General features: G+C 68.2%; 15 protein-coding genes and 3 pseudogenes. 12 read left to right on the top strand and 6 right to left on the bottom strand.

Translation table 11 applies throughout. From position 1 onward, the window contains the following. A partial coding sequence (locus tag ACGFU7_RS45860; protein ID WP_393704546.1) for an AraC family transcriptional regulator occupies positions 1-93 on the top strand: 93 nt, incomplete at its 5' end. 807 nt (positions 94-900) lie between these two features. Here the strand turns inward: ACGFU7_RS45860 and ACGFU7_RS45855 are convergent. Next, positions 901-1,203, bottom strand: coding sequence for a zinc-binding dehydrogenase (locus tag ACGFU7_RS45855; RefSeq protein ID WP_393704544.1), 303 nt, complete (start codon positions 1,201-1,203; stop codon positions 901-903). A gap of 14 nt (positions 1,204-1,217) precedes the next feature. Between ACGFU7_RS45855 and ACGFU7_RS45850 the strand changes: the two genes are divergently transcribed. From ACGFU7_RS45850 to ACGFU7_RS45835, 4 genes are all read left to right on the top strand, one after another. After that, the gene (locus tag ACGFU7_RS45850) at positions 1,218-1,610 is read left to right on the top strand and encodes a GNAT family N-acetyltransferase (protein ID WP_393704543.1); all 393 of its coding nucleotides are present in this window, start codon (positions 1,218-1,220) and stop codon (positions 1,608-1,610) included. A gap of 605 nt (positions 1,611-2,215) precedes the next feature. Then, on the top strand, positions 2,216-2,968 hold the full coding sequence (locus ACGFU7_RS45845) for a glycerophosphodiester phosphodiesterase family protein (RefSeq protein ID WP_393704541.1): 753 nt from the start codon (positions 2,216-2,218) through the stop codon (positions 2,966-2,968). Positions 2,969-2,978: 10 nt separating this feature from the next. Then, positions 2,979-3,530, top strand: a complete 552-nt coding sequence (locus tag ACGFU7_RS45840) for a DUF4231 domain-containing protein (protein ID WP_393704540.1) — start codon at positions 2,979-2,981, stop codon at positions 3,528-3,530. Positions 3,531-3,852: 322 nt separating this feature from the next. Continuing rightward, on the top strand, positions 3,853-4,347 hold the full coding sequence (locus ACGFU7_RS45835; protein ID WP_393704538.1) for a hypothetical protein: 495 nt from the start codon (positions 3,853-3,855) through the stop codon (positions 4,345-4,347). 31 nt (positions 4,348-4,378) lie between these two features. On the opposite strand, the gene ACGFU7_RS45830 is transcribed toward ACGFU7_RS45835, so the two are convergent. From ACGFU7_RS45830 to ACGFU7_RS45815, 4 genes are all read right to left on the bottom strand, one after another. Further along, positions 4,379-4,639, bottom strand: a complete 261-nt coding sequence (locus ACGFU7_RS45830; RefSeq protein ID WP_393704536.1) for a hypothetical protein — start codon at positions 4,637-4,639, stop codon at positions 4,379-4,381. 216 nt (positions 4,640-4,855) lie between these two features. Further along, positions 4,856-5,884, bottom strand: a complete 1,029-nt coding sequence (locus ACGFU7_RS45825) for an alpha/beta hydrolase (RefSeq protein ID WP_393704534.1) — start codon at positions 5,882-5,884, stop codon at positions 4,856-4,858. A gap of 55 nt (positions 5,885-5,939) precedes the next feature. Continuing rightward, the gene (locus tag ACGFU7_RS45820; protein WP_393704547.1) at positions 5,940-6,179 is read right to left on the bottom strand and encodes a hypothetical protein; all 240 of its coding nucleotides are present in this window, start codon (positions 6,177-6,179) and stop codon (positions 5,940-5,942) included. Between the two features lie 518 nt (positions 6,180-6,697). Then, the gene (locus tag ACGFU7_RS45815) at positions 6,698-7,222 is read right to left on the bottom strand and encodes a hypothetical protein (RefSeq protein ID WP_393704532.1); all 525 of its coding nucleotides are present in this window, start codon (positions 7,220-7,222) and stop codon (positions 6,698-6,700) included. 524 nt (positions 7,223-7,746) lie between these two features. Between ACGFU7_RS45815 and ACGFU7_RS45810 the strand changes: the two are divergent. From ACGFU7_RS45810 to ACGFU7_RS45780, 7 genes and pseudogenes are all read left to right on the top strand, one after another. Next, positions 7,747-8,033 (top strand): annotated as a pseudogene (locus ACGFU7_RS45810) (IS1380 family transposase); the annotation flags it as partial. Positions 8,034-8,186: 153 nt separating this feature from the next. Further along, a pseudogene (locus ACGFU7_RS45805) lies at positions 8,187-8,509 on the top strand (aminoglycoside phosphotransferase family protein); the annotation flags it as partial. Between the two features lie 329 nt (positions 8,510-8,838). Then, complete coding sequence (locus ACGFU7_RS45800; RefSeq protein WP_393704530.1) at positions 8,839-10,035, top strand: alpha/beta hydrolase family protein; 1,197 nt, start codon at positions 8,839-8,841, stop codon at positions 10,033-10,035. Between the two features lie 299 nt (positions 10,036-10,334). After that, positions 10,335-11,498 carry a hypothetical protein gene (locus tag ACGFU7_RS45795; RefSeq protein WP_393704528.1) on the top strand — a complete coding sequence of 388 codons (1,164 nt, stop codon included), beginning with the start codon at positions 10,335-10,337 and terminating at the stop codon, positions 11,496-11,498. A gap of 143 nt (positions 11,499-11,641) precedes the next feature. Further along, the gene (locus ACGFU7_RS45790; RefSeq protein ID WP_393704526.1) at positions 11,642-11,818 is read left to right on the top strand and encodes a hypothetical protein; all 177 of its coding nucleotides are present in this window, start codon (positions 11,642-11,644) and stop codon (positions 11,816-11,818) included. 26 nt (positions 11,819-11,844) lie between these two features. Beyond that, positions 11,845-12,246: a hypothetical protein gene (locus ACGFU7_RS45785; protein ID WP_393704524.1), complete on the top strand. Its 402-nt coding sequence runs from the start codon at positions 11,845-11,847 to the stop codon at positions 12,244-12,246. Positions 12,247-12,381: 135 nt separating this feature from the next. Then, a pseudogene (locus ACGFU7_RS45780) lies at positions 12,382-12,663 on the top strand (transposase); the annotation flags it as partial. Between the two features lie 58 nt (positions 12,664-12,721). On the opposite strand, the gene ACGFU7_RS45775 reads toward ACGFU7_RS45780, so the two are convergent. Further along, entirely contained in the window at positions 12,722-13,489 is a 768-nt protein-coding gene (locus ACGFU7_RS45775) for an alpha/beta hydrolase (RefSeq protein ID WP_393704522.1), read from the bottom strand. Positions 13,490-14,092: the final 603 nt, after the last annotated feature.

Raw genomic sequence — 14,092 nt, 5'->3', positions numbered from 1 at the left:
GGCTTCTACGACCAGTCCCACCTCACCCGGCACTTCAAGCGGGTCGTGGGCATCACCCCGGGCCGGTACGCCCATACCGGGACGGTCAGTTGAGCACACCATCCTGCTGCCGGACCTGCTCCGTAGCAGGAGGAACACGCCAAGAGCACCCGAAGCCACTACCACACGCCAAGGATCGTGGCGGGCCCGACACGGCTCAGATGCCACGCACCGCTCCGGGCAGCGCCGGACGGCAAGGGCATGGCCCGCCCGGTCGACGTGCGAAGGGCTCCCGGGCGGGCTCCGCCAACCACATTGCCCGGCTCCCGCCATTGCCGCATGCGGCACGGCCGCTCGCTGACCCGAATGGAACAGCAACCACTGCCAGACGGCAGGGGCTCTGCTGAACAACCATGTCCTGGCACGGGCCTTCAGCGGAGACGCGCAGCGTCCACAGTTCGACGGTGTCGCCCGACAGTTGCCGGCGTAGCCAGGCCGCCACCCACTCCCCCACATACCAGCAGCGTGCCTCGGGATGACGCAGGAAGCCCCTCGGTGCGGTCGCTTTGCTCACGCATTCCGGGATCAGGCACAAATACTCGCTACGCCTCGATTTTCCGGGGATTCGCCCTGGTGCGCAGCAGAGCCGGGAGCGAACTGGTTGAGGCACTGGATGCTTCAATCGAAGCGATCCGCATCTTCAAACACTGCTCAGAGATCTCGCCCGTGGCTGCGGCATGGACAGCTGCACCGACTCGGTCACCACAGCCGACAGGTGCGGCAGCACCTGCTGTAAGCCCCCTGAAATACACACTGCTGGAACGATCAACCGGCCGTCTGCGATACAAGATCAGCGACAGACCCGATGACCCTGCCCACTGCCTCGCGCATGGCGTTATGCCAAGGACCGGTCTGCAAGGCTCAGGGAGTGATGATGATCTTGCCTCGGGTCCGGCCGGCCTCGCAGCGTCGGTAGACGTCGGCGAGTTCGGACAGTGGCCGTGACTCCCTGATGTCGATGGTGACCTCGCCCGCGTCTACGAGTGCCACCAGGGCCGCCAGATCCGTTACATCGCTGCGGGCGATCATGTGCATCGCAGTCACTCCGGCGTCAGTACGCGGCTCGACCGGGGATGCGATCGAGACGATCCGCCCGCCCGGTCGCACCAGCGTCGCCAGGGCCGCGGCGTCCGGTCGACTCAGTGGGACCACGTTCAGCAGGATGTCGACGACGCCACGTGGAGGTGGTGGACGACCGGATCACCCACCACCTCGTACGAACCGCGTACACCAGGTACGAAGAGGTCCTGAACAAGGTCGCCGTGTCAAACCGCTCAGCCGTCCCCGCCTCCGCTGCCGGGCCGGACTCCAGGTCCGGGTCGATGCGTGAAGGCGTATGGAACTCGTTTGCGGTCTACGCCGACGACACGGTGGTGGGGCACGTCATGTGGGGCCGAGACGAGGACGGCTCGCACTGGATCGGTGGCACGCTGATCGATGGTGCCGAGCAGGGCAAGGGGGTGGGGCGGGCCGCGGCGCGCACTCTCATGGGATGGCTGGCAGACCGTGACGACTGCCGGGTGCTTCGTCTGTCGTATCACCCGGACAACGCTGCGGCGGGGCATCTGTAGGCCTCTTTGGGGTTCCAGCCGATGACAGCCGTCGAGGGGGACGAGATCGTTGTCGAACTGTCCGCGCAGGCGGTCATCGCAACGACAGCCGGCTGAGGGACTGCTGGAAATGTCACGGGCGGATCCAGAGCCGGATCGCGGCGGCGACCGCGCCGTGGAAGATGAAAGCCCGCTCATCGAAGCGCATCGCCACGCCCCGGTGGGCCTTCAACTTGTTGATCATCCGCCCGACTTCATTCCTGCGCGCGTACCGTGCCGGGTCAAAGCCGTTGGGTCGCCCCCCCTTTGCTGCCGCGGTTCTGGGCGGTGGGCCCGCTGGTCGCGGCGCTCGGGACAGTCACGTGACCCCTCGGACACGCTCTAGAACAAGCGCTCTGGCCCGGGGTACAGCCGTATCTCCACCCCCAGGCAGCCCGGTCCGGCAACCTGAAGCGCTCCGGGTCTGATGGAGGCTCGATCCTCTCAGGGAATTGAGCCTCCATCAGACCCGGAGCGCTTCAAGGGGGTTCTTGTCGACGACCGTGTACTGCTCCCCGGAGTCAGGTTCCCCGGACTTCCTGAGGGGATATCTGTGAAGGTGGTGGTGCCTACCGTAGGGGGATCCCGTGCGGGACTTCGACTGGCTTCTCTCCGCGCCGATCGCGCACCGTGGCCTTTTCGACCCCGCGCTCGGCGTTCCCGAGAACTCCCTGCCGGCTTTCCGCCGCGCAGTCGAGCGAGGCATCCCGGTTGAGCTCGATGTCCAGTTGACCCATGACGGCACGCTTGTTGTGGTGCACGATGCCACGCTGGAGCGGATGACAGGCACCACGCTGCATGTCTCCCAGGTTCGCCGCGTGGACTTGGGCCGGCTGCGCCTTGGTGACTCCGGTGAACCGGTGCCCACCCTCGAACAGGCTCTGGAGGTCATCGACGGCCGTATCCCTGTCGTCGTCGACGTGCGACGCTGGGGTTCAGAGTTGAGCCCGCGTCTGGAGAGAGCAGTAGCCGCTGGCATTCAGGACTACCGTGGTCCTGTCGCTCTGCAGTCCTTCGACCCGCTAGCCGTGTACCGGCTACGTCGTCTGATCAATGACAGACCTGTCGGGCAGATCTCCGGGACATTGCGCTCTGCGGGCTGGGCGGCCGCACTGATCGGCCGCACGATGGTCACCAACCTTGTGACATCTCCGGACTTCATCGCATACGAGCTTGAGATGCTGCCGTCCCCCTACACCACGTTCTGGCAGCGGCGTGGCATCCCGCTTCTTGCCTGGACCGTCACCTCGGCAGAGACTGAAGCGCGCGCGGCACGCGTGGCAGAAAACTTCTACTTCGACGGGTATCTGCCGACGGCCCATCAGGGGCCTACGATATGAGGGAGGTCTCGTGGAAACACCTGTGCGAAGGTTCCGAGCCCCAGCCCTGCACGAGTTTCTGAATGTTGCTGATGGCGAGTTAGATGCCGCAGTAGAACTGTATGTCCAACGGCTGCGGCACTTCTACGACGCCCGCGCACGCTGGCACAGACGAGGCTATCGGATCAGCGGCATCGCTGTGATCGTCATCGGCGCGCTGCTTCCGCTACTTGCCACCTCTCAATTCGCCCACAAGGAACTGCTCCTGTCCCTTGTGGGCGTGACCATCTCCGCAGTCACGGCTCTGCGCTCCTTCTACCGCTTCGACCAGTCGTGGATTCTGCTGCGTAATACGGAGATAGCGATCAGCCATGCGTACCTGAAGTGGAAGCTCGCGCGCCACGGTGCAGCAGGAGAGCCGCGTTCCCCCGAGCAGGGGGAGACCGATACTCACGCGTTGATCGACATGATCATGCGTATCCGTCGCGATGAAGCCGAGTCGTTCTTCAGCGAGCTGCCGACGCCTCAACCCGCCCCGGACGGACGGATCCCCGGGCTGCCGGATGCCCGGCACAGGGTGTGAGCACGGACACTGTCGGACGCCCCCGGCGTGGCACACGGCGCGCCCGCCTACAACTGGTTCAGGTTCGACGGGTGTGACCTCAGCCCTCGGGTGGGGCACCCCGTGTCCGGTACGACGGAGAGACTAACCCGATCGCTCCGGCCCTCACCTCGCAGGGACCGGTACTGCGAAAAGATCTCCGACAGGAGCAAGAGGTTGCTCGGCCCGGATGGTCTTGCCGTCGAGGTCGTAGTGGGCGCCCCAACGAGAGGTGACCGGGTCACCCCCGCGGGCGCCCTCGTCGCTGGTGCGCACGGCGCAGGTGCGAGGCCCTGAGACTGCCGTGGGAGGCCTCGCAGATGAGGACTTCGGCGCGGATGAGGCGCAGGGAGAGCGGGCCGCGCGCGTACCGGATGGCGTTGACGACGACCAGCTCACCAACCATCAGTTCGGGCGCGAGGACGGGCGGTTTCAGGCCCCGGGCGGCAAGCTGACGGGTGGTGAGGGTACGGGCGCGGGCGACCTGCGCGGGGTCGACCGGCAGCTCCCAGCGGACGGCCCGTCCTGCTTCCAGAAGGTGGGGGCGGGCAAGGAGCAGGGGCGCGTCACCGGATCGGGCTCAGACAGCAGAGTGGTCGCCACGGCATCGCAGAGCTGCTCGAGCAGTCGTGTCGGGCAGCTGGTCGGGCCCGGCGTCGACTTCCGGGTCCGGTGCCTGGAGGTGACCGTCGGTGCACAGCGCGAGGACGGAGCCTTCCGCGAGTCGGCGTTCAACGGTTTCGAAGGGCAGCCCACCGCGCGGCCTGCCCCAGCGCCTCACCGTCATCGCAGCACGTGACCACCGCGATGCCTTCCCTGCGCGTGCTCGCTCACTTCTGGCTGAGCTTGATGTGCTCGGTCAGGTTGCCGAGCTCCCTGCCGAGTTTCTGCACGGGGTCGGCGAAGGAGGCCAGGGCGGACTCGATGTCGACCGCTGCGGCCGTGTGATGCTCCATGACGGCTGCGTGCTCCAGCCGTGCCCACACAGCGGCTTCGGCCACCAGAGCGTCGCGCTGAGGACTGGCAACCGGGTGCTGGGATGCCTGGGTAAGCAGCTCGCGGGCCTTCTCGCCGGGGGTGCTGTCGTTCATGGACCGAATCTTTCCAGCGGAGGCGGGGCGACGGGCGGTTTCGGGGGCGGGACACCCGGACCGAGCCGGTGGTCGAACTGGCACAGCATGCGGACGAGATCACCGTAACTGGTGACGGTCCCACGATCTCCCTTGCCCGGACGGGGGCTCGTCCCGGACACGGCCGGCCACGGCGCGGCGGGGATGCCCGGGCGGATGATCTCGGCACATGGCCGTTCAGCGGCCGGCCCGCAAAGCGTGGAGCAGCATCGGCAGCGAGGAGTGCAACTCACGCTGCCAGTACGCCCAGCCATGGGTCCCCGGTCCGTAGAAGTGGGTGGTCACGTGCTTCGCGCCACTGCGTTCGAGCTCGCTCGCAAGGGTCTGGTTCTGCCTGTTGAAGTCCGCCTCGAGCGCGCTCGTGCTGCCCGGCGGGTCCAAGGGGCCGGTGGTGCCGTCACCGCAGGACAGGTAGACGGGGATCGGCTTGAGGCGCTTGGCCAGGTGGAACGGGTCGTGGGCCGCCCAGACATCACGTTGCGCAACCGGGTCGCCCCAGACCCTCAGCGGGTCGTTGCCCGTACCGGCGAAGAACCCCATGATGCGGTTCACCGACTCGTCGTTGAGCAGCGGGTGCACGGAGCCGGAGTGCGCCGCAGCCGCCTTGAACATCCCGGGGTGCCGGGCGGCATACAGCAGGGCGCCCTGGCCACCCATCGAAAGTCCCGCCACGACGCGGTTCCTGCTCGCCCCCCAGTCGTGCTCAAGAAGGAGGCGCAGCTCCTTGGTGTGGAAGGTCTCCCACGCCGGGTCACCGCCCTGGCCGTAGTTCCACCAGTCGCTGTACCAGCCGTTCCAGCCGGCCTCCGGCATGACCACGAGGACGTCGCGCAGGCTGTCGGTCCGCGCGACGTCGGTCTGACTCGTCCACGACGTGTAGTCCCCGCAGCAGCCGTGCAGCAGCCAGAGGGTCGGCCAGTGCCAGCTCGGGTCGCCCGGGTCCCAGCCATCGGGCGTGAGCAGACGCACGTTCACCGTCCGGCCGCCGAGGGCCGGTGAACGGACCGACAAGTCGACCTGCCGGTCGGCGACCTGGGTGACCGCGACGACCTCGGCACCCCGGGACGAGGGCCCGAGCCCGCCCGCTTCCGCGGCGGGTGACACTGTCGACGCGGTGGCCGGCGCCGGCGGGGTCGACGCCAGAGTGAGCAGCAGCGCGGCAAGGACGAGCAGGAGGCGGGCTCGTCGGATCGGGACGGCGGTCATGGCGGCTCCTGGCGGTGGGTGGTCGCTGGCTCGGGCCTTCTCGGATCGGGCTGGGTCAGCCCCGGTCGGGCAGAATCAGCAGTGCGTCCCCGACGGGGCGTTCACCGGCCGCGTCGGACGGGTCGTTGATCAGAGCATTGCCGTCGCCCACGCCGCACTCCGCGAAGCCACCGGGCCGCTGTCCCACATGGGCGGGCACTTCGTCGACGAAGACGACCTTGAGGACACCGACGCCACCGCGTGACAGTCCTTCACTGCTCGTGGTGGTGGCGGGCGTCGACGGTGCCCGCACCACCAGAACGGGCTACAAGGCGTTGTAGAGCTTGATCAGCCCACCCATTACCTGCCTTACCCGACGCCCAGGCCGCGCCTGCTCCGAACGAGCCCGCAATCTGGCGGCGAGCCGTCTGCTGAGGCGCCACGACCTGGTTAGTCGACGTTGGTACTTGCGTGGCGTGCTTGACACAGGTGTTTCCCTGGGCGAGCCTGTGGGGGCACTGCTCTTCTTGAGTGGACATTCGGCGTCCTTCTTCCTGGTGGTTGAGGACAACACGCAGAGAGCTCACCACCGGCCAAGGGCTACCAACCAAGTAGCCGGTGCAGGGCTCTCTTTGCGTTGTCTGACGTGTTGTGCGTCCGGCACTCTACGTCATGGCCGCCGGATGAGTGGTCCGATGGTCCGTCCGGGGGTTTCTTCGGGCGAAATGGATGCATTCGCAGGGTAGTTGACGATGGTCCCGACCCCAACTGCAGCGAGTATGCCGGAAGAACGGCCGCGGAACATGTGTGCCGATCCACGTGCAGGCGCCTGTATCAGAGGGTGATGACGGCCCAGATGCGGCGCCCGTCGGGCCCGGTGTCCGTCCCGCACCCTGTGACTGCCTGGTGTGCGGTGATCCGGTGCAGGACGTCGCCACCGCCGTCGTCGTGACCCGTCGTCAGGGTGGTGTGGTGGGAGAGGGCGAGGATGCACGCCTGCCCGTCCTGATCCGACAAGTGCACGGACACCTTCGTGCCGCTGTCGGCGACCGCAGCCTCGACGAGCAGCGTCGTGACCGCCTCCACCGCGGCAACCGTCTCCGGGACCGGCCGGTACTTCCACTTCACCAGCTGCTCCACCACCGCGGCACGGGCCTTCCCGGCCGCCCACGGGGCTGACTCCAGGCACCAGTTCGCACCCCTGCGGTTCACCATGCCCACCCCACGACGCGCCATCGGCACCACCGGGCCGTGGACGTCCGGCCGGGGCGGTGACGGCGGCTTCTTCGGTGGTGGCGGGGTCTTCGGCGGGTACGAAGGCGGGTTCGGGTTCGGGCCGGCTTCCACGGGCTGTGACACGGGGCCTCCCAGGGGCGCGGGCGGCATGGGGACCGCCGGATTCAGCGTAGGCCCGCCAGGGACGGTGAGGGCCGGTTCGGGCGGATGAGGCCCGACGGGGTGGAAGTTGAGGCGTACCCGTTTCACCTAGTCCCAAATCGGTAGCGGGCAGTTCTCTCCCCAGCCCTGGCTGAGTCGGCCTTCACTCACAAGCCCGACCCCTGCCGCAACACCCGGCATGGGCTGCCTCACCATGCCATCCCTTCTCAAGGAGCGACTCGTGAGCGCTGATCCCGAACGCAGCCAGCCCGTCCCTCCCGGACCCGGAGCGCGATTAGCGCATTGGATTCTCATCCGGCGTCGCGTGGCAGCCGGTCGACTGCTCCGCGGTGTCTGCTGTGGCACCGGCACTGCCCTGGCCGGCGCCATCAGCCTCTGGCTCCAGAGTCGGCTGACCTCGCCGTTTCGGTTGCGGCGGGTACAGCTGGTCGCCCGGAACGCGAAAGTGCCTTCTGGGCTGGGACGATGAACCTTGTCGAGGGGGTCTGTCGTACCAAGCGGAAGGCACTTTCTGCGTGCAGGTTATCGGTTCGCGTCCCAAGATCTATGTCAGTGCTGACGGTTCGGGCTGGTGCGGCATGCCGGGGCACGGCTGTTGGCGGATCTTGCCGAGGTGACCGGGCTGGCCCACGCGTACTCCACCGCGCTCGGCCCGCTGCGGCCGCGTGGCACCGGTCATGACCCGGGCCGCATCGCCGCTGATCTCGCGGTCATGCTCGCCGACGGCGGCGAGACGATCACGGACCTGGCCGTGCTGCGCGACCAGGGTGCCGGCGATGAAGGTGCGGCCGCTGCCGCGGCCGCGGCAGCGATCCGCCCCAGCTTCAAGGCGCTCACCCCGCCGCAGGGCTGAACAACGGCGACACATACGCCCCCAGCCCGGCCGGGTACACCAACGCGTCGATCCGGCCGCACAGCTCAGCACATCAGCGGGGTCGTCGACTGGGTCGAGACCTCCTGGGCCCCGCAGACCTGGACGTCGCCCACTGCTCGACCGCGCTGGCGCTGCTGCACGGTGTCCCGGCCGGGATGAGCTTCGCCGAGGAGTACACGGGCGCGGGCGGGCGGTTGGCCCGGAGCGGGACGGACCATCTCTACTGGCGTTTGCTGGACGCGCCGGCGTAAGCGCCGGACGCGGAGGAGGTCGCGGTCCCGTGGCGGGAACTGGGACGGACCGATCTGACGGCCGACGTGCTCAAGGGGCGGCTGGAGGAGTACGTCCGGAGCCTCTTCGACCGGTTCGGCTGAGCCGGATCGGCTTCGAGGCATCCGAACGTCCCTGACCGGCTCCGGTCGGCCACCACCGGCGTTCGCATCGGCCATCCTGCTTGTCCGCCGCCACGCGCATGCCCGGCCTCCTCCGTGCGACGACGGCTGAGTGACAAATGTCAGTGAAAGCGATGAGGAATCGCAGCAGTTCGCCGACAGTGCGGTTCCTAGCCTTTCGGTAGGGCACCCACGTTCCCTGCGCACCGCGCGTACGACCCGCGAAGGAGATCGCCATGCCGCATCCGGCCTCGTCCTCACCGAGCAGCACCCTCAGGACCAGCAGGACCGACGGAATCAGCAGGAGAAGGATGGTGACCACGGGCACCGCGCTCGCCGCGGGACTCGCTGTGACCGCCGCCTCCGGCACCCCCGTCGTCGCCGCGTCGCCCCGCCGAGCGCCGGGTGATGTGCAGCCGCCCGTACGGCTCGTCCTTCCGCGACCGAGCGGTCCCCATGCCCTCGGCACCGTGGCGCTGCATCTCAGCGACCGCAGCCGCCGGGACCCCTGGGTCGCTACGCGGCCGGTGCGGGAGCTGATGGTTCAGCTCTGGTACCCCGCACGCGCAGCCGCCGGCCAGCCCAGGGCGCCATGGATGACAGGACAGGCCGCGAAGGTCTTCCAGCAGACGGGGTATCTCCTCCCCGAGTACGCCACGCTGCCGGACACGCACGCCCGTATCGGCACAGCGGCGGACACGCGCGGGGGCCGACGCCCGGTGATCCTCTACTCCCACGGGCACGGTCAGCACCGCAGCTCCAGCACGGCGCTTGTCGAGGAGCTCGTCAGCCACGGATACATCGTGGTCACCATCGACCACACATATGACGCCGGGCAGGTCGAGTTCCCCGGTGGCCGGGTCGAGAAGTACGCGATGCCACCTCTCACGGGGGAGGACGACGACCCGGTGATCCTCAAGGCGGTCGACGTGCGGGTGGCCGATACCCGTTTCGTACTGGAGGAGCTGTCACGGCGCGTACGGGGCCGCCGGAACCTCCCGCACGGACTCGGCGACATCCTCGACCTGTCCAGGACCGCCATGTTCGGCCACTCCCTGGGTGGTGCGACCACGGCCTCGGCGATGGCGGCAGGGACACCGATCGTGGCGGGCGCGAATCTCGACGGCAGCCTCTTCGGTCCGGTGGTGACCAAGGGGCTGCGCAAGCCGTTCCTCCTGATGGGCGAGGACGCGGACAACAAACCGAGCTGGCCCGAGGTCTGGCCCCGGCTGCGAGGCTGGCGCCGCCATCTCCGACTGACCGGTACCCGGCACTTCTCATTCACGGACTACGAGACGTTCATGCCTCAGGTCGCCGCGCGGCTCGGAGCGACCGACGAACAGCTGGCCGAGTTCATAGGCTCGCTCGACGGGACACGCGGCATCGACGTCCAGCGGCGCTTCCTGCTCGCCTACTTCGACCTTCACCTGCGCGGCCGTCGCGCCCCGGTCCTCGAAGGACCGTCGCCCCGGTATCCGGAGGTGCGCTTCATCGGCGGTGTCGGATGATCCGAAAAACGGCCTCCGGGACACGATCCGGCGTGACCGCCGAGGCGGCATGTTGATGCGGGAACTTGAGCGCAAACACGGCGTGACGTAGCGAACAGTGCGGAGGGCACTGGACTCGGCCCTGGCCGGAGCCACGCGAGATCGCCGACTGTCCGGTCGTCTCGTCCTCGACGTCGAACTCGCGCCGTCGTCCCCGTTGTCCGGGCAAGTCACCGTACGACCGTGATCCGCATGTGATCAGCGCCTCGTAATCTCCATGACCAGGGATTCATGGGATGAGCAGTCAAGGCGGGGGACACATGACATACCGGCGCGCGGCGATACCGGCACTGGCCGGAGGGCTGCTGCTCACGGCGCTTCTGTGGTGGGCGGGGGCGAGTACGCAGGCACTGCACCTGCCGGGCACCACCGGCGTGATCGGTGGCCGGGCCGCCGCCGAGCTCGAACACTGGCTCATCCCCTGGTCGTACGACCCTCCGGCCTCGTTCCAGTTCGGCGCCGGGGTGTCCGGCGGGGTCGGGGACACGGCCGAGACCGACAGCACCCGCTACCTCGCGCTGTACCACACCGCGCTGCAGATCCGGTTCGGTGCGCTCTTCGCCCTCTTCGTGCCCGGGGCGCTGCTCCTGGTCCGCAGGCTGCCGCCGGTGCACGGCCGGATGCCGGCCGCGCTGCTCACGGTGTGGGCCTGGGGCCTGGTGGCCGGGACCCTGGCGGTGACCGTCTCCGCGCCGTGGCTGATCGCCTCGCAGGGACACGGCAGTTACCGCCTCCTGCCCCAACTGGCGAGCGTGATCTCGTCCGGGCGGCAGATCCTGGTGGTGGCCGCGCTCGTCGCAGCGGCGGGGACGGTGCTCGTCGCACGGGTCACCGCCGAGGGCGCCGGCCCGCTGTCGCGGGAGACCGTTCCGGCGCGCGCCGCCCGCCTGGCCGCCACCGCCGGGACCGCGGTGATCGCACTGTCCTTGGTCGTCCTCTCGTACCAGCCGGTCGCCGCCACCCTCCAGACGGCCTTCACCGGCAGTGGGCTGTTCTCCGAGCCGGGAGACCTCCTGCGCCAGTGGCTGCTGCTCGGCGCCTGGACGGGCCCGGCGGGTGCGCCGCCCGGCGACTGGCTGCTGCACCGGGCCGCCGACGTGCTGCTGCTCGCCGTGGTGTGGTGGGCGCTGCGGTGGCTGCCCGGACTACTCACTCGAGTCACCGTTCCGGCGATGGCGGTCGGCGCGGTCTGCGCGACCGTCCTCGGGCTGCTGGCGAGCCAGGTGCTGCAGATGGCGACGGACGGGGCGGGCCTGCGCTGGGAGCTGCAATATCTGTCCGCCGGCCTCGGTGGTGGTGTCCCTGCCGCCCTGACCTTCGGTCTGGTGGCGGGAGTCGCGGCTGCCGTGACGTTGCGGCTGACCATGGGCCGTGCGGAAACCGCCGACGCTGCCGTTGCCGTCCAGGGCTCTGCCCGACCCTAGCCAGGCCCTGCCTGCGGTTGCAATCAGGATCAGGCCTTCGTCCTGGTCGGGCGTGGTCGTCTGTTCTTACCCGGGACCTGACCGCACAGGCTGGCGCCACGGCGCGGGGCCTCTTGACCAGCGCGAAAAGAAAGGAACACCCCATGCTCCACATACACGACGTCGCAGCAGCCTGGGCCAGAATCATCCGCTGGCTTGAGACCAACGCCCCGGCCAGCTTCGAGACCCTGAACCCGCCGGCCACCGATGCCGACATCCAGGCCCTCGCTGACACTCTCGACCATCGCGTGCCGGACGGTCTGAAAGCCTGCTACGTCTGAACAACGGCTCCACCGCCAAGGACACCGTGCAGATCCTCAAAGGGCATCCCGGCCCGGTGTGCGACCCGCGCTCCCGGCTCATACCCGGCGGGAAGGTGCTCCTGAACTGCCAGATGATTACCCAGCAGCATGCCCGCTACGTCAGCATCACCCACGAGAACGACGACCCCGACTGGTGGATGCCGACGTGGATTCCCTTCGCCGAGGAGGCCGAAGGCCACGACGGATTTCTTCTCGACACCGGACACCCGGCCTGCCCCGTCCTCCGCTACACCGAAACCTACTACCCAAGGATGTACGCCCCCTCTCTCGCCCGTTTCATCTCCTCCGTGAGTAGCGCCCCGGAACACGGCAGCACCACCGACAGCACACCGTTCGCCGGACTTCACGCGCGCGTTGAGAACAACAGCCTCATCTGGGACTTTTAAGCCCTCTCTTCGGCTATAACCAGAATCAGGTTTCTCGCCCCCGGTCGGGGTGGTCCTCCGGCAGGAATGCAGGTGTGCCTCGTGCGCAACTCACCGATGAAGATTGGCAGTTGATCGAGCCGTTCCTGCCGGTTGGCGTACTCCTCGCGAGCCAACCGCGCCCACCTGCGCAGACGCGGGATCAATGCGGTGATCCCGGAAAAGGCCGACCAGGCCGCGAACCGCAAGAAGCGCGGCAGGGACGGTGGTCGACCGGTGGCCCATGACGCTGAGCAGTACAAGGAGCGCAACACGGTGGAACGCTGCATCAACAAGATCCGGGCATGGCGGGGCCTGGCCACGCGCTACGACAAGACGCCCGCGAGCTACATGGCGGGGCTCCAACTACGCGGATCCACCATCTGGATACGCAGCCTCAACCCGGGGCCGCGGTTGCGGCGCCCAGCTGGCAAGCCGGACGCCGCAACCGCGCACGTCAGGCCAGCGAGGTGACCGCTCGGCCGAAGTGCCGGGCGAAGAAGCGGACCGCGCTGTCAGCCTCGAACCTGGGCAGCTCCTTGTGCTTGCCCGCGTTGGCGTGCAACGTCTTCTCCTTCGAGGCGAAGGCGTCGAACAGCGCAAGACCGGCCTCGCGCGGGATGTGCTCGTCATCCCACTGCATGTCGAACTCGATCGGGATGGTGATCTGCTTCGCCTTCTCGGCCAGGACATCGGGCCAGTGCTGACCGAAGACCGCGGCGGTGATCCTGGGTTCGATCGCCACCAGCGGCACTCCGATTGCGGTTCCCATGTTGATGCCGAAGTAGCCGACCGGCCCATCGGCGCCGATCTCCGGAAGTTCCTGGAGGGCATCCAGGGTCGCCCGCCACTCGGGCACGGCGAGCTCCGCCAGGTGCGCGTTGTAGCGGACGACGATCGGGCCTTCCGGCTCGCCCGCCGCCCTCGCCCGGTACAGCGCGGCGATCTCCTGCTCGTCGTGCGCCGTGCGCGGCCGGTCGCCGTGACCGGGCGCGTCAATGACGGCGACGTGGAAGCCGCAGCCGGTCACGAGGCGCTGTGCGCGGCCCGCCATGGCCGGTGCCTTCTTGTGCGTGCCGCCGCCGTGCCCCATCAGCACTAGGGGCGCGCGATCGGCTGCGCTGGAGGCCGGCGACCAGAGGACGCCGGGGATCTCGCCCGCGATGAAGTCGCGTTCGACCATGCCGTTCGACGACGACTCGGCGGTGAACTGCACAGAGTGCATAGGTTGTTGCCTTTCGGGAGTGCCTTGTTGTCGAGGCGCTCCCGGCGACACCTACGTCAATCGCCCGGCCGTGACGAAGAGGGGGAGCACCCACACAGATACAGCGTTCATGGGTCTCACCTCCTCGCGCGACGTCACGGTCTCCCGCACGCTACCAGCCGCACGTCATCCCGCCCAGCCTCTTTTCCTGCCGACCAACTGTGGTGTTCCAGCGTGAGCCACAGTCTCCGATACACGCACCGCGGTCGCGGTCCACGCACTGCCTCGTATCAGTGGTAGGAGCCATCACTCGTCGTCGTCCGGGTCGCGCAGCGGGCGGTGCGCACCCCCGAAGTCGGGCAGGTGGAAGCTGTAGTGCCCGTCGATGCCGATGTGGGTGCATGAGCGGCGACAACCACGCCACGTCCGCCTCCGGCACCGAGCACCCCTGCTCCCGCAGCGCGGTCAGCGCGCGGTCGAGGCAGACGGGTTACCCGAAGCGCGGGTGAACGCCGACATGAATCACCAGCTAGTAGGGCTTGGTCATGTGCGGTCCGAGATGGCGTGTCTTCTTGATCGGTCGTGTCGTTGATCGGGTGTGCTGGGTGAGGAGTTGGCTGCGGT

The sequence above is a fragment of the Streptomyces sp. NPDC048473 genome (genome assembly GCF_043200155.1).
GTDB lineage: Bacteria > Actinomycetota > Actinomycetes > Streptomycetales > Streptomycetaceae > Streptomyces.
This window is presented reverse-complemented; position numbering and strand designations above follow the sequence as displayed.